Source organism: Planctomycetota bacterium, assembly GCA_039819165.1.
Classification (GTDB): Bacteria; Planctomycetota; Phycisphaerae; order Phycisphaerales; family UBA1924; genus JAHCJI01.
On record JBCBSM010000002.1, the window covers coordinates 366573 to 390516 of the forward strand.

Consider the following 23944-nt stretch of genomic DNA (forward strand, 5'->3'; position numbering starts at 1 on the left):
GTATCCGGCACCCGGATCCGGCGGATGCACGATGGCCGGATCATTCGTGTTTCGTTTGGGTCGTCGTCGCGCTACTGTGATCGTCCACGATGACACCGCCGCCCCGCACGGAAGCCCCGCCCATGCCCGCACGCCGCACCGCCGAGAGCGGCGCCATCGAGCCCAAGCCCGCGAAGCGCACGAAGCGGTCTAAGGTCGGTTCGTCTCCGGTGGCCGAGGATGGCAGACTCATCCGCGTCAAGGGCGCCCGCGAGCACAACCTCAAGTCGATCGACGTCGACCTGCCGCGCGACAAGCTGGTGGTGATCACCGGCATGAGCGGCAGCGGCAAGAGCAGCCTGGCCTTCGACACGCTCTTCGCCGAGGGCCAGCGGAAGTACATGGAGAGCCTGTCGGCGTATGCGCGGCAGTTCCTCGACCAGCTCAAGAAGCCCGACATCGACGAGATCGAGGGCATCCCCCCCACGATCGCCATCGAGCAGCGGACGGCGGCGCACAACCCGCGGTCGACGGTCGCCACGACCACCGAGATCTACGATTATCTCCGCCTCCTGTTTGCGCGCACGGGCACGCCGTACTCGTGGCGGCCGACCAAGACCAAACGCGACGGCACGGTTAGTGCGCGCAGCGGCAAGCCCATCAGCGCCACGAGCGCCACGCAGATCGTCGACGCCGTGCTCCGCTTCGGCGAGGACACCCGCCTGATGGTGCTGGCGCCGGTGCTCCGCGGCAAGAAGGGCTTCCACCGTGACGTGCTCGAACGGCTGCAGGGCCAGGGCTGGCAGCGGGCGCGGGTCGACGGCACCGTCGTCGATCTCCGGGACGTCCTGAAGGAGCCCGGCGAGAACCCCCTCGAGCTGGGCCGCTACGTCAAGCACGACATCGACGCCGTGGTCGATCGCATCGTGATCCGCGACGACGTGCGGCAGCGGCTGGCCGAGTCGATCGAGGCGGCGCTGCAGCTGGGTAGCGGCTCGGTGGTCGTCAGCGTCGACGAGAACGGCGCCTGGGCCGACCACGGCTTCAGCGCCCGGCTGGCCGACCCGGACGATCCGACGTTCGCGCTCGACGAGCTGGAGCCCCGGCTGTTCAGCTTCAACTCCCCCTTCGGTGCCTGCCCGACGTGCCACGGGCTGGGCAGCATCCTGGAGTTCGACGAGGAGCTGGTGGTGCCCGACCCCGAGCGGGGGCTGCTCAGCGGCGGCATCGCGCCGTGGAAGAAGAACGGCCCGGGCGGCATGGTGTACCCGCGGCGGCTGCGGTGGTTCTGCCGCAAGTTCGGCGTGCAGGGCTCGACGCCGATGGGCGCCCTCGACGACGACCTCTACGCCATCCTGATGTACGGCACCAACGAGGAACAGGAGCAGGATTACGGCGCCCACTGGGCGGGCGTCATGACGATGCTCGACGCCTGGTTCGAGAAGACCGAGAGCGCCTGGGCCAAGGACCACCTGCACCTGTTCCAGAGCGAGCGGCAGTGCCCGGCGTGCCAGGGCAACCGCCTGCGGATCGAAGCGCTGCACGTGTGCATCGAGAGTTCGCACGCCGCCGATGCCGCACGGCTGACCTCCGACCTGGTGATCGGCCGGCCCAAGAACGACGGCACGATGCTGAACATCAGCGAGCTGAGCCGGCTGACGATCGGCGACGCCCTCGCCTTCGTCGAGGGGCTGCGGCTCAGCGAGGAGGGCCGCGCGATCGCCGAGCCCATCGTCCGCGAGGTGGGCAACCGGCTGCGGTTCCTGCAGAGCGTCGGGCTGGACTACCTCTCGCTGGATCGCCGAACGGCGACGCTGTCGGGCGGCGAGGCCCAGCGCATCCGCCTGGCGACGCAGGTGGGCAGCGGGCTGGTGGGCGCGTGCTACGTGCTCGATGAGCCGACCATCGGCCTGCACCAGCGCGACAACGACCGGCTGATCCGCACGCTCCGGCACCTGACGGACATCGGCAACACGGTGCTCGTCGTCGAGCACGACGAGGACATGATCCGCGCCGCCGACCACGTGCTGGACATCGGCCCCGGCCCGGGCGTGCACGGCGGCCGCGTGGTGGCGCAGGGCAGCGTCGAAGACGTATGCACGACCAAGGGCTCGATCACCGGCGACTACCTGGCGGGGCGCAAGAAGATCGAGGTGCCGGCCGAACGCCGCGCGATGGACCCCAAGAAGGCCATCGTGGTGAAGGGCGCCCGCCAGAACAACCTCAAGAAGATCGACGTGGCCTTCCCGCTCGGGGGCATCGTCTGCGTCACGGGCGTCTCGGGTTCGGGCAAGAGCACGCTGGTCAACGACATCCTGATGAAGTCGGCCCGCCGCGAGATCACCGGCTCGCGGGTCAAGCCCGGCGCCCACACGCGGGTGAACGGACTCTCCAAGATCGATCGCGTGATCGAGGTCGACCAGTCGCCCATAGGCCGGACCCCGCGATCGAACCCGGCCACGTACACCGGCGTGTTCGACGACATCCGCAAGGTCTTCGCGCAGACGCGGGAGAGCAAGCTGCGGGGCTACCAGCCGGGGCGGTTCAGCTTCAACGTGTCGGCCGAGCGCACGGGCAAGGCCGGCGCGGGCGGACGCTGCGAGGCCTGCCAGGGGCAGGGCGTCAAGAAGATCGAGATGCACTTCCTGCCCGACGTGTTCGTCGAGTGCGAGGTCTGCCGCGGCAAGCGGTACAACCGCGAAACGCTCGAGGTGCTCTACAAGGGCAAGAGCATCGCCGACGTGCTCGCGATGACCATCGAGGACGCGTGCGGCTTCTTCGACGCGCAGGGGAAGATACTCAGGTTCGTCGAATGCCTGCGGGACGTCGGCCTGGGCTACCTCACGCTGGGCCAGCCCAGCACGACGCTCTCGGGCGGCGAGGCGCAGCGGGTAAAGCTAGCGACCGAGCTGGGCAAGGGCATCCGCTACGACGGCACGCCCAGCACCGAGCACACGCTCTACATCCTCGACGAGCCCACCACCGGCCTGCACTTCGAGGACATCAACCGCCTGGTGGGCGTGTTCGATCGGCTGGCCGACACGGGCAACACCCTCGTGGTGATCGAGCACAACCTCGACGTCATCAAGCGGGCCGACTGGATCATCGACCTCGGCCCCGAGGGCGGCGACGGTGGCGGCACGGTGGTGGCGGAGGGCGCGCCCGAGGACGTCGTGAAGATCAGGGCGAGCCACACCGGGCGGTACCTGAAGGGGATGCTCGGGTAGCCACCCTCACACCCCCGGCAGCATCGCCCCGCCCCGCGCCGAGGCGTGCCGCAGCAGGTCGTCGAGGCCGGGCAGCCAGCGGCGGGCCGTGGTGCAGTCGAAGGCGGTCGGGAGGGTGCCCGGCGCGTCGGCGTCGCCCAGGTGATCGAGCACCAGGGCCAGCAGCCGCTCGACCAGCCGCGAGGGCGGCCAGGCGCCGCCGCACCAGAAGTCGTGGTCCTGGTGGCAGAGCGTGACGGTGTGGTCGCTGGCCTCGCCGTCCCGCGTGACGACGACGCCGTACCGCCAGCCCCGGCCCGTGGCCGTCTCGGTCTGGACGTCGATGCTCGGGGTGGCCTGGGTCGGCATGGTCGTCTCGCGGCGTGGTCCATCGTCCGGGGGCAACGCCCGCGGCCGCCGCCCGTACCATACAGCAACGGGGCACGCCGCGGGGCTATTCGGACCCGCGTGACGCACGGCTCCGCGGCCTTGTATCGGGTGATTCCCAGTGGCATTCCTGCTCGAGACCATCCAGCTGGGCCTGGCCAACCTGCGGCTGCACAAGCTCCGCAGCTTCCTGACGGCGCTGGGCATCATCCTGGGCGTGGCGGCCGTCATCTGCATGGTGTCCATCGGCGAGGGCAGCAAGCAGGAGGCCCTCCGCCAGATCGAGCAACTGGGCGCCCGCAACATCATCGTGCGGAGCGAGCGGCCGCCCGAGGCCCAGCAGCAGGGCGAACAGCGGTCGGGCGTGGTCCGCTACGGCCTGAGCTGGACCGACCTGCGGAACATCCAGGACAACTTCTCGGACGAAGCCTCGATCATCGCCCTCAAGGAGATCGGCGCCGAGATCATCCGCGGGGCCGAGAAGCGGGGCAGCCAAGCCTTCGGCGTCGACCCGCAGCTGGCCGAGGTCGCCAACCTCCGCATCGCCCGCGGGCGGTACCTGACCGACGAGGACGACGACGAGCGGGCGATGGTGTGCGTCATCGGCTCGGACATCGCACGCCGATTCTTCCCCTTCGACGACCCGCTGCGGAACACCATCCGCGTCGACGACAAGGCGCTCATCGTCGTGGGCATCCTCCAGCCCGTGGGCCTCGCGGGCGGCGCGGGCACGGCGCTGGTCGGTCGCGACCTGAACCAGGACATCCACGTGCCGCTCGAGACGGCGCGGTACGTGTTCGGCGACACCGTCGTCCGCCGCTCCAGCGGATCCTTCAACGCTTCGGAGGTGCACGTCTCGGAGCTGTACATCACCACGCGATCGCGGCAGGAAGTCGTGGGCGTGGCCCAGCGGCTGGAGCGGCTGCTCGAGACCCGGCGGGACGGCCTGAGCGACGTGGCGATGATCGTGCCCTTCGAGCTGCTCGAGAACGCCGAGCGGGCGGCCCTCCGCGGCACGCTGATGCTCATGGCCATCGCCGGCATCAGCCTGCTGGTGGGCGGCATCGGCATCATGAACATCATGCTGGCGACCGTCACCGAGCGGACCCGCGAGATCGGCATCCGCCGGGCGCTGGGCGCCACCCGAAAGCACATCGTCAGCCAGTTCCTCGTCGAGACGAGCGTGCTGAGCCTCATCGGCGGGCTCATCGGCGTGGCGCTAGGCGTGGGACTCAGCCTGCTGCTGGGCTGGCTGGTGCCCCGGCTGCCCGACGTGCCGGTGCTGGGCCGGTTCGTGCCCGCCGACGCGAGCCTACCGACGCAGCTGGCGTGGTGGTCTGTCGTCGTGGCAATGGTCGTGGCGGTGCTGACCGGGCTGGTCTTCGGGCTCTACCCCGCCCGCAAGGCGGCGCGGCAGGACCCGATCGTGGCGCTGCGGCACGACTAGTTTCGAAGATCTTCGCCGCACTCGGGGCAGACGGGGTCGCGCAGCCCGCGGAGGTCGTAGCCGCATCGGGGGCAGATCTCTTTCTCGAGCCGCGTGCGTGCCCGATCGCGCGCCATCTGCAGCGCCATGGACCGCAGCACGAGGACGGCAATCCAGGCCGGGGCACCGACGATGACGAGGTCGAGCGGGAGTTCGCGTCCCCCGCCCGTGCGTTCCCATCGCACGTACGCGACGCGCGCCGGATGTCCCGATGGAGCACCAAGCGTCGACCACGAACGAGCGCGGGGCGTGAAGCCGGTCGCACGCTCGATTGCCCGCGTGATCGATTCAATATCTGCGACGTCGTCCGACGCGATGCGGAGATGGGCGTGGCCGTGCCGCGCAGCGACGCCGACCGGAAACGACGCGTCGCCATAGCCCTCGCGCAGGACGATGCGGCCGTAGGCGACGACGCCGGCACGATCCCGCAGCTCGGCGGCCGCATCTCGCAAGGTCGCGTTGCGCAGCCGACGAGCGCGGAACCCCCCGAACGGCGAACGCTCGACGAGCACGCGCATGTCCTGACGCGTCCTGGATGCCTCCAAGACGCGATAGGACAACGCCATGGCCAGCAGGATGCCGAGCAGCACCACCAACGCGGCCCGTTGGTGGTCACCACGGCGGTGCTGGGCGTGCCGGCGCCGGTGGGCATCGGTCATTCACCCAGCAATGCGCTGATCTCGTCCTCCACGGGGTTGGAGACCTTCCGCGTGGGCTTCTTGTCCTTGTCGGAGGCGTCGGCCGCCTGGGTCTCCGTGGCCTCGACGTCCTCGTCGTCGTCGGCCTCGCTGGCGTCGGCCTCGTCGAGCTTGGCGATCTGGGCGTCCAGCTCGGCGTCGGCCTTGGCCTCCGCGTCGGCCTCCTGCTGCTTCTTGCGCTTGGCCAGCTCGACCTTGTTCTTGTCGGGCGCGAGCACGATGCTGGCCTGCCGCATCACCCAGCGGGGCGCCATCTCGACCTTGGAGATGTCGCCGAGCTGCTCGACGATCTCGCTGAGCCGCTCGAGGCCCAGCTCCTTGTGGATCATCTCGCGGCCGCGGAAGCGCTGGGTGATCTGGACCTTGTGGCCCTGCATCAGGAAGCGGCGGGCCTGGTTGACGCGGATCTGCACGTCGTGGGGGTCGATCTTCACCGACCGGCCCAGGCGGACCTCCTTGATCTCCTGCTGGTTGGCCGACTTGTTGTCCTTGCGTTTGGACTGATCGTACTTGAACTTGCCATAGTCCATGATCTTGCACACGGGCGGGCGGGTGTCGGCCACGACCTCGACGAGATCGAGTCCGGCCTCCTGGGCCATGCGCATGGCGTCGCGCGTCTCGACGACGCCGACCTGCTCGCCCTCGGGCCCGATGAGCCGGATGGGCGTGATGCGGATCATGTGGTTGACCCGCGTCCTGTTCACCGGGCCGGCGTCGCGATAGAACCTTCGTCCTCGGATGGTCAGTCTCCTTGCCTGTCGCCGGCCCCTCGCCGGCGGGTGTATCTCGAAGTGCCCTGGCTTCCTTCGTTCCGCGTCGGCAGGCCCGGCTCGGGCCAGCTAGTGCCGACAAACATAACCCCGCGTACCCCGTCGGCGGCCGACGGCGATGCACCTGCGGGCCGGTCGGCCGCACGCACGCGATCCCGCGGCCCGGTCACGAGCCGCAACTCTGCATCGGTTGGGTGTGGTGGCCGCTCAAGCTAGCGGTCCGCTCTGGCCTTCACGGCCAAAGAGTAACGTCCCCGGGGGGCGGGTGCAAGCCAATTCTGTCTCATTCGTGGCGGCCACTCGATAGACCAACCACCTTTGACGGCGGGTTGTTCGGTGCCGATCGGAAGACCGCCGGCCGTTGGCGGCTCACGCCAGCAGCTGCAGCACGTTGAAGACCACGCTAAGCACCAGCGCGGCGACCAGGGCGAAGAGCAGCGGCATGCGGACGTCGCCGCCCGAGTCCGCGTCGGACCGGGCCGGGTCGTCGACCGCCGGCGGGATGGCGCTGGTCTGGCTCAGGGTGGCGAGGTCGGCCTCGTCCAGCCCGCGGTGGGCCAGCGGCGGCGGCTTGCCGGCCTTGACGACCTCGAGGTCGCTCAGCAGGTCCTGCACGGTGCGGTAGCGATTCTCCCGCTTCTTGGCGAGCATCATCTCGATGATCTCGCTGATCCCGCCGCTGAGCCTGGGATTGACCTGGTCGGGGGCGAGCACCTCGCTCTTGAGGTGCTTGTGCATGACGCTGGTGGGGTTCTTGCCGTCGAAGGGCACCGTGCCGGTGACCATGTGGTAGAGCGTGGCGCCCAGGGAGTAGATGTCGGCCTCGGGTCCGATGCTGGTCTCGCCGCGGATCTGCTCGGGGCTGATGTAGAAGGGCGTGCCGAAGGCCTTGCCGGCCTCGGCCTCGGCGGCCTCCTTGTCGCTCATGGCGCGGGCGAGGCCCATGTCGGCCAGCTTCACGACGCCGGCCCGCGTGATCATGATGTTCTTGGGCTTCACGTCGCGGTGGATGATGCCCCGCTCGTGGGCGTGCCCCAGCGCCCGGGCCACCTGCGAGACGATCTCGATCGCCTCGGCCTCTTCGTACCGCTTGTTCTTGACGATCTCGTCGTAGACGGTGCGGCCGTCGACGTACTCCATCACGAAGTAGTGGTACTCGCCGGCCTTGCCGACGTCGTAGGCCTGCACGATGTGCGGGTGGTTGAGCTGCGCCGCCGCGCGGCCCTCGGCGTAGAACCGCTCGATGAATTGCGGGTTGGCGCTCATCTTCCGCGGCAGCACCTTGATCGCCACCAGCCGGTCGAGGTTGAGCTGGCGGGCCTTGTAGACCGTGGCCATCGCGCCCGCACCGAGCTTGCCCAGCAGGCGGTAGCCGGGGATCTTCTGGCCGCTGCGCTCGGCGTCGATGATCTGCTTGAGGCGGGCGATCTGCCGCTTGGTGACGAAGTCGTGGTCGACCAGCTCGAAGGCGAGCGAACGCTGGCCGGCTTCCTCGTCCGGGGCCTTCTCGCGTGCGTCCTTGATCTTGTCGACGCACAGGTCGACCTCTTCGCGGGTCGCCAGGCCGTAGTCGACAACGAGGCGTCCGAGCGCGGTATCGACGTTGCTGCCGCCCTCGGCGACCTCCTTGAGGACGCGGTCGGGGTCGTCGGGCGTCGAGACGTTGCTCAGCGGCGTGACGCCGGTGCGGTCCATGGAGGGCAGGGCGGCGGTCTTCGCGGGCGCGCTGGTTTCCCCGGTGGCCGGCGCGTCGCGGCGGGGCGCGGGATCGGTGGCCGGACTGGGGCTGCCGTCGCTCATGGCTGCTTCGGACCTGGCATCTGGTCGGCTGGTGCTCCGACGGCCGCGCGGCATCGCGCCGCCGGCCGGGCGGGACGGAACATAGCGGCCCGCCGGTGTCTGGACAAATGCTCCGCGGGCCGGTGCGCCCGGCACCCCGCCGGGGGCATATCGACGCCAGCCGCGTGTGGCGATACCCGAAGGTCTCCCGCCGAGGGACGATTCGCATGCGGCCGCTGGCAGTTCGCGCCTTTCCCGGTCGCCACCCGAACGGACGCCCGCCGATAAGCCCGCTAGACTCGCGGCTCGGACCGACGCCGGCTCGACGCCGGAGGAGAGGGCGGACGGCCGATGGTGATCAGCGAATCCAGGCCGCGGAACCTGGGCTGGCTGCACGCCGGCCCGCTGCTCTACGGCGACTGGGGCACCAGCCGGCTGTACGTGCTGGGCCTGGCCTTCCTGTACACCGGGCACGCCAGCGTCATCTACCTCGCCGCCATCGGCGCGCTGATGATCGCCGTCAGCTGGGCCTACACGCACATCTGCCGGTGCTTCCCCGATGGCGGCGGTGTGTACTCGGCAGCACGGCAGCTCAGCCCGACGCTCTCGGTCGTGGGCGCCACGCTGCTGCTGAGCGGCTACATCATGACGGCCGCCATCAGCGTCATCGAGGCCTTCCACTACTTCGGGGTGCCCCACGGCCTCACGCTGCCGCTGGGCGTGATCACGATCGTGGGCATCGGGGTAGTGAACTGGCTGGGCTCGCGTCGCGCCGGCCAGTTCGCCCTGGTCATCGCCGTGATGGCCATGGTGGTGTCGGCGGTCCTGGCGGTGCTGGCGATCCCGCTGGTGGTGGACGGCCTGGGCACCATCTCGCTGGACTACTTCACCGAGGTCGGCCCCTTCGACGCCTGGGTGAGCTTCGCCAAGATCTGCCTGGCGCTCGCGGGCCTCGAAGCCGTCGCCAACATGACGGGCATCATGAAGAAGCCCGTCGCCAAGACCTCCCGGAAGACGATCTGGCCGGTGAGCCTCGAGGTCGTGGTGCTCAACATGGTTTTCGGCATCGCGCTGGCGGGGCTGAGCACCAACATCGCGACGACCTCCCCGGATGACCTGACCTACGGCCAGCAGCTCGCGATGTCGCAGCGGGCCATCGAGGTCGCCGTCGACGAGGGCTCGATCGAGCCGGCCGACGCCCAACGCATCGAGGAGGTCCGCGCCTACCGCGATACCGCCATGAAGGTGGTCGCGGCCGAGAGCGGCGAGCGATGGACGGGCAGCGAGACGGTCTCGCTGGTCTTCAGCAAGGTCGCGGGCATCACCTTCGGGCTGCTGCTGCTCAGCGCCACCAACACGGCCGTCATGGCGATGGTGTCGGTCCTGTTCGCGATGGCCCAGGATCGCGAGCTGCCCCGATCGCTGACGCGGCTGAACTACTCGGGCGTGCCCTGGATCGGGCTGATCGTGTCGGTCATCGTGCCCATCGGCGTCATCCTGGTCGAGCAGGACGTGCAGGTGCTCGCCAAGCTCTACGTGCTGGGCGTGTGCGGCGCCATCACGACCAACATCCTGTGCTGCGCCGTCAACCGCAAGCTGGAGCTGGGCCGCGGCGTGCGGATCGGCATGTGGATCATGGGCTCGGTGCTGGGCGCGGTCTCGCTGACCATCGCCGCTACGCAGCTCGAGTCGCTGGCGTTCAGCGGCGGGCTGGTGGCGCTGGTGCTCGGGCTGCGGCAGATCATGCAGTGGCAGCGCAAGGGCGGGCCCGAGCCCATCCCCGAACCGATCCGCGGCTGGCTGAGCGAGGTGAAGCGCGAGCCCATCGCGCTCGACGCCAACCGTCCGAGGATCATGCTCGCCGCCCGCGGCCGCTACCAGGCCGAATTCGCCTGCGACCTGGCCAAGAGCCGCGATGCGGTGCTGTTCGTGCTGTTCGTCCGCGTCTTCCGGGTGGGCGAATTTGGCCCGCTGCGGACGCCCAACATCGAGGAGGATTACGAGGCCCAGCAGGCCCTGGGCTCGACCATCGTGCTGGCGCGCGAACTGGGCGTTACGTGCATGCCCATCTACGTCACCAGCACCGAGATCGCCCCCGAGATCCTGGACTACACCGTGACCTACGGCTGCGACACGCTCATCATGGGCAAGAGCCGTCGATCGGTCTTCAGCCGCAAGATCGAGGGCGACGTCATCACCCGCGTGGCCGAGCACCTGCCCGACAACGTCTCGCTCATCACGCGGTCGGCCGACACGCCGCACGTCGCCCGGAGGCCCAAGCCCGAACCCGAGCCCGGTGCCGCGTCCGAGGCCGGAGCCGCGGACGACACGGGCGCGCCCCCCGCTCCTGGCAGGGACGCGGACGACACGCCGGCCTAGCGGCAATACGCTGCTGCATGACCGCGATGGACGCCACGGACGGCCGCCATGCTCCCGATTCGATGGCCCCGGACCCCGCCGACCCGCTGCTGAAGGACCTCACCGACGCCCAGCGGGAGGCGGTGCTGGCGACCGAGGGGCCCGTGCTGGTGCTGGCGGCCGCGGGCAGCGGCAAGACGCGGGTCATCACCCGCCGCATCGGCCAGCTCATCCGCCTGGGCGTACCTTCCTGGGCCATCCTGGCGCTGACCTTCACCAACAAGGCCGCCGCCGAGATGCGTGAGCGCGTCGGCCTGCTGCTGGGCGAGGACCCCCGGGCGACACGGGGCCTGACCGTCGGCACCTTCCACAGCCTGTGCGCGCGGCTGCTTCGGCGGTACGCCGACGACCCCGCGCTGCCGGACGTCCGCCCCGACTTCACCATCTACGACACGAGCGACCAAACGGCGCTGATGAAGCGGACCATCAAGGACCTGGAGCTGAATACCAGCAACTGGGCGCCCCGGTCGGTGCTCGGCACGATCAGCAACGCCAAGAACGAGCTGCTGGACGCCGACGCATACGCCGCGCGGGCCAGCGACTTCTACGAGAAGCAGGTGGCCCGCATCTACTCGGCCTACCACGCCGCGATGCGAGACGCGGGCGCCGTCGACTTCGACGACCTGCTGCTGCTGACTGCTCAGCTCCTCCGCCGCAGCGAGCGGGCGCGCACGGAGCTCCGCGACCGCTGGCAGTACCTGCTGATCGACGAGTACCAGGACACCAACCGGGCGCAGTTCGAGATCGCGGCGCTGCTGGCGGGCGAGGCGGGCAAGGACGGCCGGGGCGAGAACGGCCCCAACTTCTGCGTCGTGGGCGACCCGGACCAGTCTATCTATGGCTGGCGGGGCGCCGACATCAGCAACATCCTCGAATTCGAGAAGCAGTACCCGGCCTGCCGCGTCATCCCGCTCGGCGAGAACTTCCGCTCGACGGGCGCGATCCTGCGCACCGCCGACACGCTGATCCGCCAGAACCAGGTCCGCAAGCACAAGGACCTGTTCACCAGCGGCGACGCGGGCGAAGCCGTCGAGGTCACGCTGTGCCAGGACGAGCGGCACGAAGCCGAACTGGTAGCCGACTGGCTGGAGGCCCGCGGTGAGGACGGCCTGCCCTGGCGGGACATGGCGGTGTTCTACCGCACCAACGCGCTCAGCCGCGTGATGGAGGACGCGCTGCGGAGCCACGGCTTGCCCTACCGCATTGCGCGGGGTACGGCCTTCTACGACCGCGAGGAGGTCAAGAACGCCATTGCCTACCTCCGCGTGGTCGCCAACCCGGCCGACGGCGTCTCGCTGGCGCGGATCGTCAACACGCCCAGCCGCGGCATCGGCAAGACGAGCCTCGACCGCCTCGACGCCGCCGCCACCCACGCCGGCATCCCGATGTTCGATGCCCTCCGCGATCCGCAGCAGCACGCCGAGGTCACGCCCCGGTCGGCCAACGCCTGCAGGGAGTTCGTGGCGATGATCGAAGGCTGGACGGGCCACGGCACGTTCATGGGGGCGGAAGTGAGCACCTCGCTGGCCGACCTGGTGGCCCGGGTGATCGACGACAGCGGACTCCGCCCGATGTACGCCAAGCGAGCGGCCGGCTCCCGGGGGGCGGGCGGCGAGGAGGACGAGTCCCGCCTGGACAACCTCGACCAGGTCATTAGCGGGGCCGCGGAGTTCGAGCAGGAGTACGACCCCGCGGGCGATCCACTGGCGTTCACCGACGCCGAGCGGGCACAGGCGGGCGACGACGCCGAGACGCCCCCGCTTCTGGCGATGCTCCGCGCGTGGCTCGAGACCGTCGCGCTCGTGAGCGACCAGGACGCGGTCGACGCGGCGGGCGGCGCGGTCACCCTCATGACCCTGCACGCCAGCAAGGGGCTGGAGTTTCCCGCCGTGGCGATGATCGGGCTCGAGGAGGGCACGCTGCCCCACAGCCGCGCCCGCGAGAGCGACGCCGAGCTCGAGGAAGAGCGGCGGCTGTGCTTCGTGGGCATCACCCGCGCCATGACGCGGCTGCTCATGACCTCTGCCCGCATCCGCAGCGTGCGGGGCGTGCCCGAGCGAACCATCCCCAGCCGCTTCCTGGGCGAACTCGGCGCAGAGGGCGACGAGCACCTGCGAGTCAGCGACCAGGGCGACCCCACCGCCATCGACCATGCCGATCCCTGGGGCGATCGACCCGCACGGCGCTCGGGCGTCCACAACGCCGACGCGCCGCGGCCCGGCCAGACCTACGCCGTGGGCAGCAAGGTGCGGCATCCGCAGTTCGGCGTGGGCACCGTGGTCTCCTGCGGCACGGGCCGGGGCGCCCGGGCCCGCGTGGACTTCGTCGGGCTGGGTGTCAAGACGCTGATCCTCGAGTACGCGCGGCTGACGCCGGCCGACTGATCTTGGAACGCTCCGTAGCGGCCCTCCGGCCGCACACTCGCTTGTATACGGCCTCGCCGGAGTGAATCCGGCGGGCCTCTGCGCACGCATGGGGACCATTGGAAGCCAGAGCGCTCTAGCCGCCGGTCCGACGCGCGGCGTCGTCCTCCCGCCCGACGAACCACCACGCGGCGAGCTCGCGGCGGCCCGCGTTGGCCGCCGTCCGCCGGCTTGGGGTGTTGCGGCCGGCGATGGTGCCGAACAGCGGCAGCGCCGCGTTGGCGGCGTCGCGATCAACGAGCCGCCGCGCGAGTGCGCGCTGGGCGGCCGCCGCGGTGCCCCGCCCCGCCGCCCAGCCCGCAACGCACTCCTCGACGACCAGCCAGCCGTCGAGGCCTTGCCAGTCGATCCGCTGGACGGCGAGGAGGCCGGCGGGCGGCGAGGGCTGTCCCGGGAGCCGCCAGAACAGCACGGCGCCGTCCCTCGCGCAGTCCTCGAACTCCGCGCGGTCCGACGGCCGCACGTCCGCGCACAGCGACGGATCGCGGTCACCGAAGGCGTCGTAGCAATCGGCCTGGAATTCCAACGCGTCGTCGATGGACGCCTCGGCGAGTTCCACGGCCGCGGCCTCCGATGCAACATCGCCCAGCGGGGCCGCGATCAGCACCTGGTCGATCTCGGCGTGCCACCCCCGTGCCAGCTCGGGAGCATCCAGGCCGGCGCGGAGCATGCGGACCCGCCGTGGATCGAAGCGGGCGAAGGCGTGCATGCCGCACTCGGCCGCGGCGGCCAAGGCCGGACCAGTCTCCAGCAACGCGTCGTCCCACGCGATCATCTCGACGAAGGGCAGCCTCGGGTCCATGCCCTCGTGGCGGATGCCGCAGAGCAGCACCCCGTCGCCGATTTGGACGAGGCGGTTCTGGAAGTCGCACGGCAGGCCGGCGCGGTGGTGCGACGCGCGCTCGACGGCCACGATGCGGTTCGTGCACCAGTCGAGCTGCTCATCGAGCACCGCGGCCCGTGCGGTCTCGATCTCGATGGCGGTCCGCCAGGCGTGCATCTCGGGCGGCAATCGCGAAACATCGGCCGCCAGCAGCCGTCGACGCAGCTTGGAGGAATCGGACGTCACGTCGTTCATGCCGCACGCAGGATAGTGATGGCCCGCGGTAGATGCCGGGATTCCCGGCGTTCCATGCCGCAGAACCCCGACGCGCCGGCGCCGCAACCGGCGGTTTGCCTTGCAAGCGACGGGCGGCTCGAGTGCCATACGTAACATTCCGTGCCGTAAGAGCCGTGTGCCAATTTCGAGCACGCTCGTGCGTCGTTCGAGGCGGCACGGGCCGCCCGGCTCACCACGAACCGAGCATCATCAGGAAGGAAGCAACCCGTGACCACCGAGACGCCCTGGCGCCCGCAGGACATGATCGAGGACAACCCGATCCACCTCGCGGAGGATGCCGTCCGCGCCATCGCCCCCGAACTCGACAAGCACCTCGCGGCCACCTTCGTGCTCTTCCATCAGTACCAGAAGCACCATTGGTTGGTCGAAGGGCCGCAATTCCGCGACATCCACATCTTCCTTGAGGACGGCTACAACGAGCTGCACAAGTACGCCGACATGATCGCCGAGCGGATGACCGCGATCGGCGGCATCCCGACCAGTTCGCCGTCCAACATGGCCGAGCTCTCCTATATCGAGCACGAGCCAGAGGGCGTGTTCCGCATCCGCGACATGCTGTCGCGCGACCGCGAGGCGGAGGGCGAGATGGCGAGGCGGCTGCGGGAGACCATCCGCCTGTGCACCGAGCACGGCGACTTCGGCACCGAGACGCTGCTCAAGAAGACGCTGCTGAAGGTCGAGGACAGGGCCCACCACCTCGACCACTTCCTGGGCGAGGATTCGCTCGGACTTGCGCTCTAGGCATCGGCGTCCCGAGTCACCGGGCGATCGCAGCCCGGCGACTCCCGGCCGATCACGATGACCCGCCTCGACGTTGCCGCTTGATCTGGCAGGATGCGCTCCGCCAGCCATTGCGCGCCGCACTCGGAGCAACGCACGCGATCGAGCGGCTCGCACGCCGGCGGGCGGTGCATCGCGTAGCCGCACGAGCCGCAGCGCCCCTTGCGGAGCAGACCCGAGACCACGCGACTGGCGTAGCGCTGCCGCGCCCGCGCGGCGATAACGCCTCCACCGATCACGCCGCCCAACGCCGCCATCACGAATGGCGTATGGGCCGCGAAGCCGAGCGTCCGCCAGCCCTCGTTGAGAAACAGCACCGCCAGCAGCATCGCACCAACGACCAGACCCGCGGTCACTACGGCGTGGGCCGTGCACGCCGCCCGAAGAACGGTGGCGACGGCCCGACCGCGGTGAGGCTCGCCGCCCGCAATCGCCGACTCGGCCAAGGCGAACGCGTAGCAGGGCTCGCCCGCGTCGTCGCCGGTCTCGATCCGCGGCAGCACGATCCTACCCGATCTCGAAGCGGCACCGCAGGCCGAACGCCTGGGTGAACAGCTCGCTCTTCCGCTGCGCCCCCCAGATGTCGGTCGCCACGTCCGTCGGCGCGTCGACGACGAATACGACGGAATTCCCGTCGATGCGGACCACGACGCGTTCGACGATCTGCGTGTGGGTGCGATCGAGGCCGTCGGCGACGCGGAGGATGGCCGCAAGCCGGCGGACGACCTTCCGCTCGTGCGCGTCCAACGCGGCGTAGGCATCGTGGCTTGGCTTGGGATGGCTGCGGCGATGGTACCTCGCGATGTTGGCGATCAGCTCCCGCTCCCGCGGGCCATAACCGTCCAGTTCGCTGTTGGCGATGATGTAGTAGCTGTGCTTGTGGTGCTTGGAGTGGTTGACGAGGTAGCCGATGTCGTGCAGCACGCCGGCGGCCTCGAGCAGCGTCCGCGCCTCGGCGTCCAGCCCGGTGTGCCCGTCGAGCACGATCGGGTGCGCCGGCGCCTGCGGCGCGAGCTCGCCGGCGAGTGCCGGCACCCGCTCGGCCAGCTGGTCGAAGATCTGCAGCGCCAGCCCGGTCACGTGCTCGCTGTGGGCCTCGTGGTACCGGCAGGTGCGGGCAAAGCGGCGGAGCGAGGCCGAGCGGCCGGCCTGCGCCGGCGGCCGGCGACGCGTCCGCTCGTGGATCATCTCGAGCATCAACCCATCGCGGATGCCGCGGTCGTGCACGACCAGCTCGGGCGCGGCGAGCACGTCCATGAGCGCCTCCACGATCGCGGCGCCGGGCACGATGATGTCGTAGCGATCCTTGGAAAGGCCCGGCACGTCCTTGCCGCGGCGGATGAGCTCGCGGACGGCGTCGAGCGTCTTGCCGACCTCGGCCCGGCTGAGCCGCTGGCCCTGCACGCTCTCGATGGGCCGGCCGATGGAGGCCTGGTGGATCGCCGCGAGGGCCGCGTAGGTCCCGCCCGTGCCGTAGAGGACCGTGGGCCGCAGCGGGAGCCGGCCGACGGCCGCCTCGATGGAGCCTCGCAGGAACTGCCGCATCTCCTCGAAGTGCTCGCCGCGGCTGCCGTCGGCTCCGCCGAAGCGCTCGGTCATCCGCACGGCACCAATCTTGAGGCCCACGATCTTCTCGATGGCGCCCGCACGGCTGAAGACGAGTTCGGTCGAGCCACCGCCGATGTCCGCGACGGCGAACTGCCGACCGGCGACGTCGAAGGCGCCCACGACGCTCTTGTGCGCCAGGCGGCCCTCCTCGTCCGGGCCGATCACCTGCATCGCGAGGTTGCTGACGCGGCGGACGCCCTCGATCAGCTCCTGGCCGTTGCGGGCTTCCCGGGCCGCGGACGTGCCGATGACCCGGATCTCGGCGACGCCGTAGCCGATGGCGATCTGCTTCATCCGCTCGATGGCGTCGATGGCCTGCTCGATGCGGTCGGGCGCGATCATCCCCGTCTCGCCCAGCCCGTGGCCCAGCCTGGGGGTGACCTTCTCGTCGTCGAGGATGCGATAGCCGCCCTCGCCGTCGTGCTCGGCCACGATCAGGCGGATGGAGTTGGTGCCGACATCGATGGCGGCGAGCCGCAGCGGGCCGGTGGTCGCGGGATGGGGCGCGGCGGAGGCGGCCCGGCGGGCGTCGGCATCGGCGTTGGCATCCAGCGTGCTCATCGGCCATGGAAGGTTAGCACGGCTGGCTCGCTCTATGATGGACGGCGGCGGCGGTGGTCCGCCCGATAGCCATCCCCGCCATCGCAAAGGAACGCTGCCCGGCATGCTCGAACGACTCTCCGAAGGCTTCCAGAACGCCCTCCGCTCGCTCAGTGGCAAGGGCGAGATCTCCGAGAAGAACGTCCGCGAGGCGATGGCCGACGTCCGCGAGAGCCTGCTCGAGGCCGACGTGGCGCTCGAGGTCGTCGAGAACTTCTGCGCCGAGGTCATCGAGGAAGCCAAGGGCACTCGCGTCACCCAGTCGGTCAAGCCCGGCGAGGAGATGATCAAGATCGTGCACGATCGCCTCGTCGAGGTGCTCGGCGGCACGCCCGGCGAGGCCAGCGACCCCGGCGTGCAGGCCTACGGCCCTGGGCCCACGGTCATCATGATGTGCGGGCTGCAGGGCAGCGGCAAGACGACCACCTGCGGCAAGCTGGCCGCGTGGCTCAAGAAGAAGGACCAGTCCACGACGCTCGTCGCGGCCGACCTGCAGCGGCCGGCGGCCGTCGAGCAGCTCGAGACCGTCAGCGCCCAGATCGCCGAACTGCCGGGCAGCGCCCCGGTGCGCTTCCACGGCGAGCTGGATCAGGTCGGCGCGTACGGCGAGCGTGTTGGCGTCGCCGTCGATGTGTGCAAGCGGGGCCTCAAGCGGGCCAAGGCCGACGGCAGCGATTGGGCGATCCTCGATACCGCCGGGCGGCTGCACGTCGACGACGACCTGATGGGCGAGCTGGCCCGCATCAAGCGGGCGGTCAATCCCCACTACATCTTCCTCGTCGTCGACAGCATGACCGGCCAGGACGCCGTCCGCAGCGCCAAGGCCTTCCACGACCAGCTGGGCATCGACGGCGTCATCCTGACCAAGTTCGACAGCGACACGCGGGGCGGGGCGGCGCTCAGCGTCCGCCGCGTCACGGGCGCCACCGTCCGTTTCGTGGGCACGGGCGAGGGGCCGACGGCGCTCGAGCCCTTCCACCCCGAGCGCTTCGCGGGCCGCATCCTGGGCATGGGCGACGTCGTGTCGCTCGTCGAGCGCGCCCAGGAGGAGGTCTCCGAGGAGGAGGCCGAGAAGCTCCAGAACAAGATGATGCGCGGCGAGATGGGGATGGACGACTTCCTCAAGCAGCTCAAGACCATCCGCCGGCTGGGGCCCATGAAGCAAGTGCTCGGCATGCTGCCGGGCGTGGGCAGCATGCTCAAGGACGTGAACATCGAGGACCGCGAGCTCGACCGCATCGAGGCGCAGATCCAGTCGATGACCGAGGACGAGCGGGCCAAGCCCAGGCTCATCGACCACTCGCGCCGCAAGCGGATCGCCCGGGGCGCGGGCGTGGATCAGCCCACCGTGGCCAAGCTCGTCAAGCAGTTCAACATGATCAACCAGCTCACCCGCAGCATGGGCGACATGAGCGCTAAGGGCAAGATGAGCGCGATGAGCAGCATGGCCGCCTCCGCGGGCGGGGCCGAGACCGCCTTCGGCGGCGCGGGCGGCATGCCGGCGCTCACCCGCCGCAAGGGCACCAAGTCGGGCGGCAAGAGCTTCAAGCAGCGCAAGAAGCGGAAGTAGGCCGATCGGGCTTGCACTCGCCCCCCCGCGTGCGGTCTAATGCCCCGGGAGGGCGACGAGATGCAACGAATGGCGGGAGCTGTGGCGGTCCTCCTCGGGTCGGGCACCCTGGCCCAATCCGCGGTGCTCATCGAGATCGACGACCCGGTGCTCGAACCCGGCGTGTCGACCGGCGTGCTGCTGTCTGCCGCCTTCCCGGCAACCGACTACGCGATGTGCTGCATCCTGACGGACCTGCTGGCCTCGAGCGACGCCGGCACGTGGAGCGACCTGGAGGTCGTTGCGCCCATGGACGGCCCGGGCGCCAGCGCCGGCGCCGTCACGCCCGCGGGCATCGAGGGCATCCTGGGCGGGCAGCTCAACTTCCCGCCTGCGGGCAGCGGTCCCTCGCCCGACAACCCCATCGCCTTCTGGCGGGGCACGTACACGGCGCCCGATGACGTGGCCGCCCCCCTTGATCTCGATCTGATCACACAGACGACGCGGTTCGAGGTCTACATCGCCGACGGCGACCCCACGCCGGTATCCCGGCTCGACGGCCTGGTCGAGGCCTCGGCCACCATTCGTGTGGTGCCGGCGCCGGGCGCGGGACTGCTGCTCGCCGGGCTGCTGCTCGGGGGTGGTCGCCGGCGTCGGGCCTAGTCGCGCAGCGAATCCAGGTGCACCAGCGCGACGATGCCGCAGACGCAGCTGACGACGTTGCCGAAGATGATCGAGATCACCTGCACGATGGCGACGGTGCGGACGAGGCCCTCATGCTGCGCCCACGGCCCGGGCTTGGTAAGCCTGGAGTGGACCTTCAGCTCATAGATCGCCAGGATGATCGCGGGCACCGGGATTACCAGGCAACCGCAGCCGATGCCGAGCGTGGCAACGCCGAGCACCACGGCACTCACGACGGCGCTCGCGGCCCAGATGAGATTGAAGATCGCGGAGATGAGCATCGCGATGCTGATGGTCGTCGGCTGCTGGGTCGACACGGGCACCTCCCGGAAGTAGGGATCCGCAAGCCTACCGCCTGATCGGCAGGAAATCCCGCGCGTCTCCACGCAGCCAGGCGTGGAAGCGGGGCCAGAACAGCTCCCGCAGCAGGATCTTGGCGCAGGCCGCCACGGGGATGGCCAGCAGCAACCCGTAGATGCCAGCCAGGATGCCGCCCGCGATCGACGCGAACAGGATCGTCGGAGTGTCCATGTTGGTGGTCTTGCCCTGGATGGCCGGCGTCAGCACGTAATCATCGAGCAGCTGGCCCAGCTGGTACACCACGACGGGCGCGAACAGCGTCCACCACCACGTCTGCTGGAAGGCCAGCCAGCCCGAGTTGTCGATCGCCATCGCGATCACCGTCAGCGGGATGCCGATGAGCGCCACGTACGGCACGACGCTCAGCACGCCGACGATTGGCCCGAGGATCAGCGGCGCGGGCACGCCGATGAGCCAGTAGGCGATGATGAAGTAGACCGACTGGATGAGCGCGATGGTGAACCGACCGCGGACGAAGCCCGCGATCACGCGGTCCATCTGGCCCACCAGGTCCAGGGTGGTCTCGCGGTGCTTCTCGGGGATCATATCGACGCCGAAGCCGCGGACCTTGGCCCAGCCCGTGCTGAAGAAGAAGAAGAAGAACCCCGTTAGGAAGAGGCTGAAGAGCAGCAGCCCGACCGAGGCGAGCGTGCCCAGGGCCGTCGCGAGCGTGAAGCGGCCGCCCTCGACCGCGGCGCCCGCCACGCCGCCGGCGTTGCCCCGCAGCGTGTTGACCAGCCAGTCGATGGCCTCGGCCACCACGCCGCCCTGCGCCGTGGTGCCCTCGCCGTCCTCGGTGGGCTCGATGTCGGTGATGTACCAGTAGACCAGCGTCTGGAGCAGCGGCGGCAGGTCGTCGAAGGCCGCGCTCGCGCCGCGGGCCCGCTCGGTGACCACCCGCGGCGTCGTGGGCCGGGGGTCGGCGAGGGGCTCGACTGCTTCGTCTGCCGGGGTTGCGTCGGCAGAAGTTGCGTCGGCGTCGGCCGGTTGCTCGGGGGCGGGCTCTGCATCTTGCCCGGCTTCTTGCTCGGGCTCTTGCTCGGGCTGCGGCTCGGCTTCCGGGATCACGTCCGGCTCGGGCGGCGGCCTCTCGAAGAACAGCAGCGTGGCGGGCTCGACCTCGTCGGTCTCGGGGTCGTCGCCCTGCCGCCAGGGCCGCACCGTTGCGCCCTCCTCGGTGACGTACCGCGTGACCGCGGAGATCTGCCGCACCCGCTGATTGGTGACCTCCCAGATATCCCGCCCCTGCACGACGGCGAACGCCGTGCCGAGCACCGTGGGCACCGAAACCAGCGCCACGATCGCCACGATGATGCCCGCCACGGCACCCTGCCGGCTGATGAACTTGCTCTGCTCCAGCCGCTGCACCAGCGGCTCGAACAGGTAGGCCAGCAGCAGCGCCGCGAGCATCGGCACCGTGACCGTGCGGAGCACGTAGCCCAGGTACAGCAGCCCGACGATCGACAGCACCACGAGCACGTCGCGGACGGGCTGGATCTGCCAGAGATGCCGGGTGTGCCAGGCCTTGCGGCCGCGCGACGAGCCGCGACCCTCCGACCGTGCATCGCCTTCCGCGGCGGCGGGATCGGGCGTGGTCTCGTCCTCGTTAGCCATCGGTGGCCGCATCGAGTGCGCCGCCGCGGCCCAGGCCACCGGGGCGGGCTTGTGCGTCAACGCCGCCCTCGAAGGCCTCGCCGAAGTCGTAGACGCCGCGGAAGTCGTCGAGCGAATCCTGGTCGCTGGTGCGCATCAGGCCAGCGTCGACCATGGCGTACACGATCTTGCCGAAGTCCTCGGTCGTCGTCACCCCCCACTTGCGGAGCACCGTGCGGGCCAGCAGGCCGTACCGCTCGACCGCATAGGACCGCAGACCCACGCACAGCTCCTGGCCCGTCACGTGCCGGGTGCCGTCGTCGGCGGGCACCGGCCCGTCGCGGCTGGCATCGAAGCCCGCGACGGTGTGCGCCAGCCCCTCCCGGACGAACTGGAACGCCTCGAGCGCGAAGGGCGCCCGCGAACGCAGCTCGTGCCAGTCGATCAGTTCGTCCATGCCTCGTCGCCCGGTATGGGTGCGTACTCCGGAGATTCCGTCACAGCATAATGGTCGCAACTCTATTCGGGCGCATCGAACTCCGGGCTCCACCGGGCGGACAAGCCCGCACCCGTTATCGGTCGACCCCGCACCCCGGCCTCCAGCGTCATCCGCCGGCCGGCTTGCTCAGGCCGCGATGGCCCGCCTCGGCGAACCGCAGCGATGCGCCGACCCACGGTTCGCCGGTACCGGCGATGCCGATCCGTGGGCCGGCCACGATCGTGCTGGGATTTCGCGCGCCGGCCTTCGGGCCCTCGAGCCATAACCGCTGGGAAGACAACAGGTTCTCGCCGTCGAATTCCCGATCGATGGCCAGCGCCCGGCACAGCCGCGCCGGCCCGGCGCACAGCAGCCGCTCGGCGATCTCGGCCGGCGCCTTGGGGCCCGTCCGCCGCAGTTCGAGCATCCGTCCGGCACCGTCGAGAGGCTCGAGGGCCCGGATCAGGACGGCCTGCGGATCGTCCGCGGCCCGGCACGACACGTTGAAGCACCAGTGCATGCCATAGGTGAAGTAGACGTAGGCCGTGCCCGGGGCGGCGTACATCGAGGCGTTCCGCTCGGTGCGCCGCCCGCCGAAGGCGTGGCTCGCGGCATCCTCGACGCCGCAGTAGGCCTCGGTCTCGATGATCCGGCCGGCGAGCATCGCGCCGTCGTCGAGCCGACGGTGCAGCGTCCAGCCGATGAGGGCGGGCGCAACGGTCTTCGCATCGCGTGCCAGGACACGCCGGAGATCGGCCATCACCCCAGCGTAATCCACCGGCGACGGCCCGGATCTAGCGACGACGGCCTAGCGACGCCGACGCACGGCGAGCACGGCGGCCCCGATCACCACGAGCGGTGTCGGCGCGGGCACCACGCGGATAGTGGCCGACGCCTCTTCCAGGAGATCGAGGCGGGAGGCGCCCACCGGATCGCTGCGGTCCAGATAGACGTCGAAGCGGGTCGTCGCGGTCCGCAGGTCGACGTCGAAGGCCGCCGGCACGTCGTCCGGGGCCGTGTAGGTCCAGGACAGGTACGCGCCCGGTGCGGGCGGCGGCGTCCAGCCCGCCGGTGGGAAGTTGAGCTGGCCAACGAGATAGCCCTCGATGCCGGCATCGGTGGGGTCGCCCGCCAGCGTGCCCGGCCCGTCGTAGGGCGGCACTATGGAGAGATCGGTGAGGCCGTCGAGGCCCGTCGAGACCTCCACGTCGCCGCCGACGTAGGCGAGGGCGTAGTCGGTCCAGGTGGCCCACAGCGTCACCGCCGTGCTCTCGCCGGGCCGCAGCGTGGGGTCATCGATCTCGAAGTACAACCGGTAGTCGTCCTGCGCCGCGAGCGGCGCGGCTACCGCCAGCGTGCTCGCGATCGTGATGGTGCGCGTCATGCCCGCGACCTCCTCCGGCTCGCGGCAACGACGCCAACGCCCAGCAGCGCCAGCGACGCCGGCGCGGGCAGGACGCGGATGCTGGCCGAGCCCTCGACGACCTCGTCGATCAGCGATTCCGTGGTAGCGCTGCCGAACTCGGTGTACACCTCGAAGACATCGGTCTCCGTTGCCAGCACGACATCGAAGGGCGCGGACGCACCGAACGGCGCGGTGTACGTCGCGCGCCAGAAGGGGATCGGGTTCGGATCGGGCGGCAACCCACCCACCGGGAAGTTGAGCTTGCCCGCGATGATCCCGTCGATGCCCGTCGCAGCGGCCTCCCCCGCGGACGTGCCGGGGCCGTCCATCGGCGCGATGAGTCGCGGATCGCTGAGACCCTCGGCCCCCTCGGAGCTGATCAGGTCCGTCCAGATGGCCGCCATGGCGAAGTACCGGTCGCCCCACGCGGCGCTCATCGTCACCGTCGTGCTCTCACCCGGCCGCAGCTCGGCGTCCGTGACGTCGACCACCACACCGACGCTGGGCACGACCTGGCCCAGCGCGGGCGCCGCGACGAGACCCGCAAGAACCACGCACGCGCGCATCGCACGCTCCTCTCTCCCCAGGACGCGTGCAGCATACCGCACACGGGCGGGCGGC

The 23944-nt window shown here is 70.2% G+C and carries 20 protein-coding genes; 7 read left to right on the top strand and 13 right to left on the bottom strand.

What is annotated here, in order from left to right; translation table 11 throughout:
* Positions 1–122: 122 nt before the first annotated feature.
* Positions 123–3206 carry an excinuclease ABC subunit UvrA gene (gene uvrA, locus AAFX79_13025; protein ID MEO1009478.1) on the top strand — a complete coding sequence of 1028 codons (3084 nt, stop codon included), beginning with the start codon at positions 123–125 and terminating at the stop codon, positions 3204–3206.
* A 6-nt stretch (positions 3207–3212) separates the two neighbouring features.
* Here the strand turns inward: uvrA and AAFX79_13030 are convergent, their stop codons facing one another.
* Positions 3213–3554, bottom strand: a complete 342-nt coding sequence (locus AAFX79_13030; GenBank protein MEO1009479.1) for a hypothetical protein — start codon at positions 3552–3554, stop codon at positions 3213–3215.
* 139 nt (positions 3555–3693) lie between these two features.
* Between AAFX79_13030 and AAFX79_13035 the strand changes: the two genes are divergently transcribed.
* Entirely contained in the window at positions 3694–5019 is a 1326-nt protein-coding gene (locus AAFX79_13035; protein MEO1009480.1) for an ABC transporter permease, read from the top strand.
* On the opposite strand, the gene AAFX79_13040 is transcribed toward AAFX79_13035, so the two are convergent.
* From AAFX79_13040 to AAFX79_13050, 3 genes are all read right to left on the bottom strand, one after another.
* Entirely contained in the window at positions 5016–5717 is a 702-nt protein-coding gene (locus AAFX79_13040) for a hypothetical protein (GenBank protein MEO1009481.1), read from the bottom strand. The genes AAFX79_13035 and AAFX79_13040 overlap by 4 nt on opposite strands.
* The gene (infC, locus tag AAFX79_13045; protein MEO1009482.1) at positions 5714–6460 is read right to left on the bottom strand and encodes a translation initiation factor IF-3; all 747 of its coding nucleotides are present in this window, start codon (positions 6458–6460) and stop codon (positions 5714–5716) included. The genes AAFX79_13040 and infC overlap by 4 nt, the downstream gene beginning before the upstream one ends.
* A 435-nt stretch (positions 6461–6895) precedes the next feature.
* Complete coding sequence (locus AAFX79_13050) at positions 6896–8326, bottom strand: serine/threonine-protein kinase (GenBank protein MEO1009483.1); 1431 nt, start codon at positions 8324–8326, stop codon at positions 6896–6898.
* 330 nt (positions 8327–8656) lie between these two features.
* Between AAFX79_13050 and AAFX79_13055 the strand changes: the two genes are divergently transcribed.
* Together AAFX79_13055 and AAFX79_13060 are read left to right on the top strand one after the other, a co-directional pair.
* The gene (locus AAFX79_13055; protein MEO1009484.1) at positions 8657–10684 is read left to right on the top strand and encodes an amino acid permease; all 2028 of its coding nucleotides are present in this window, start codon (positions 8657–8659) and stop codon (positions 10682–10684) included.
* Between the two features lie 17 nt (positions 10685–10701).
* Positions 10702–13107 (top strand): UvrD-helicase domain-containing protein, encoded by a 2406-nt coding sequence (locus tag AAFX79_13060; GenBank protein MEO1009485.1) that lies wholly within the window; start codon positions 10702–10704, stop codon positions 13105–13107.
* 115 nt (positions 13108–13222) lie between these two features.
* Here the strand turns inward: AAFX79_13060 and AAFX79_13065 are convergent, their stop codons facing one another.
* Positions 13223–14224: a hypothetical protein gene (locus AAFX79_13065; GenBank protein MEO1009486.1), complete on the bottom strand. Its 1002-nt coding sequence runs from the start codon at positions 14222–14224 to the stop codon at positions 13223–13225.
* A gap of 249 nt (positions 14225–14473) precedes the next feature.
* On the opposite strand from AAFX79_13065, the gene dpsA reads away from it, so the two are divergent.
* A complete protein-coding gene (gene dpsA, locus AAFX79_13070) occupies positions 14474–15007 on the top strand; it encodes a DNA starvation/stationary phase protection protein DpsA (GenBank protein MEO1009487.1) in 534 nt (177 codons plus the stop codon).
* Here the strand turns inward: dpsA and AAFX79_13075 are convergent.
* Positions 15004–15549: a hypothetical protein gene (locus AAFX79_13075; protein MEO1009488.1), complete on the bottom strand. Its 546-nt coding sequence runs from the start codon at positions 15547–15549 to the stop codon at positions 15004–15006. The two genes, dpsA and AAFX79_13075, sit on opposite strands and share 4 nt — an antisense overlap.
* 4 nt (positions 15550–15553) lie before the next feature.
* Positions 15554–17215 (bottom strand): Ppx/GppA phosphatase family protein, encoded by a 1662-nt coding sequence (locus AAFX79_13080; GenBank protein ID MEO1009489.1) that lies wholly within the window; start codon positions 17213–17215, stop codon positions 15554–15556.
* Positions 17216–17318: 103 nt separating this feature from the next.
* On the opposite strand from AAFX79_13080, the gene ffh reads away from it, so the two are divergent.
* A complete protein-coding gene (gene ffh, locus AAFX79_13085; protein MEO1009490.1) occupies positions 17319–18824 on the top strand; it encodes a signal recognition particle protein in 1506 nt (501 codons plus the stop codon).
* Between the two features lie 60 nt (positions 18825–18884).
* The gene (locus AAFX79_13090) at positions 18885–19466 is read left to right on the top strand and encodes a hypothetical protein (GenBank protein ID MEO1009491.1); all 582 of its coding nucleotides are present in this window, start codon (positions 18885–18887) and stop codon (positions 19464–19466) included.
* On the opposite strand, the gene AAFX79_13095 is transcribed toward AAFX79_13090, so the two are convergent.
* From AAFX79_13095 to AAFX79_13120, 6 genes are all read right to left on the bottom strand, one after another.
* The gene (locus tag AAFX79_13095) at positions 19463–19804 is read right to left on the bottom strand and encodes a hypothetical protein (GenBank protein MEO1009492.1); all 342 of its coding nucleotides are present in this window, start codon (positions 19802–19804) and stop codon (positions 19463–19465) included. The genes AAFX79_13090 and AAFX79_13095 overlap by 4 nt on opposite strands.
* A gap of 31 nt (positions 19805–19835) precedes the next feature.
* A complete protein-coding gene (locus tag AAFX79_13100; GenBank protein ID MEO1009493.1) occupies positions 19836–21461 on the bottom strand; it encodes an AI-2E family transporter in 1626 nt (541 codons plus the stop codon).
* Positions 21454–21897, bottom strand: a complete 444-nt coding sequence (locus AAFX79_13105) for a Minf_1886 family protein (protein MEO1009494.1) — start codon at positions 21895–21897, stop codon at positions 21454–21456. The genes AAFX79_13100 and AAFX79_13105 overlap by 8 nt, the downstream gene beginning before the upstream one ends.
* A gap of 148 nt (positions 21898–22045) precedes the next feature.
* Positions 22046–22678: a DNA-3-methyladenine glycosylase gene (locus AAFX79_13110; GenBank protein MEO1009495.1), complete on the bottom strand. Its 633-nt coding sequence runs from the start codon at positions 22676–22678 to the stop codon at positions 22046–22048.
* Positions 22679–22726: 48 nt separating this feature from the next.
* The gene (locus AAFX79_13115) at positions 22727–23302 is read right to left on the bottom strand and encodes a hypothetical protein (protein MEO1009496.1); all 576 of its coding nucleotides are present in this window, start codon (positions 23300–23302) and stop codon (positions 22727–22729) included.
* Positions 23299–23889 (bottom strand): hypothetical protein, encoded by a 591-nt coding sequence (locus AAFX79_13120; GenBank protein MEO1009497.1) that lies wholly within the window; start codon positions 23887–23889, stop codon positions 23299–23301. The genes AAFX79_13115 and AAFX79_13120 overlap by 4 nt, the downstream gene beginning before the upstream one ends.
* Positions 23890–23944 lie beyond the last annotated feature (55 nt).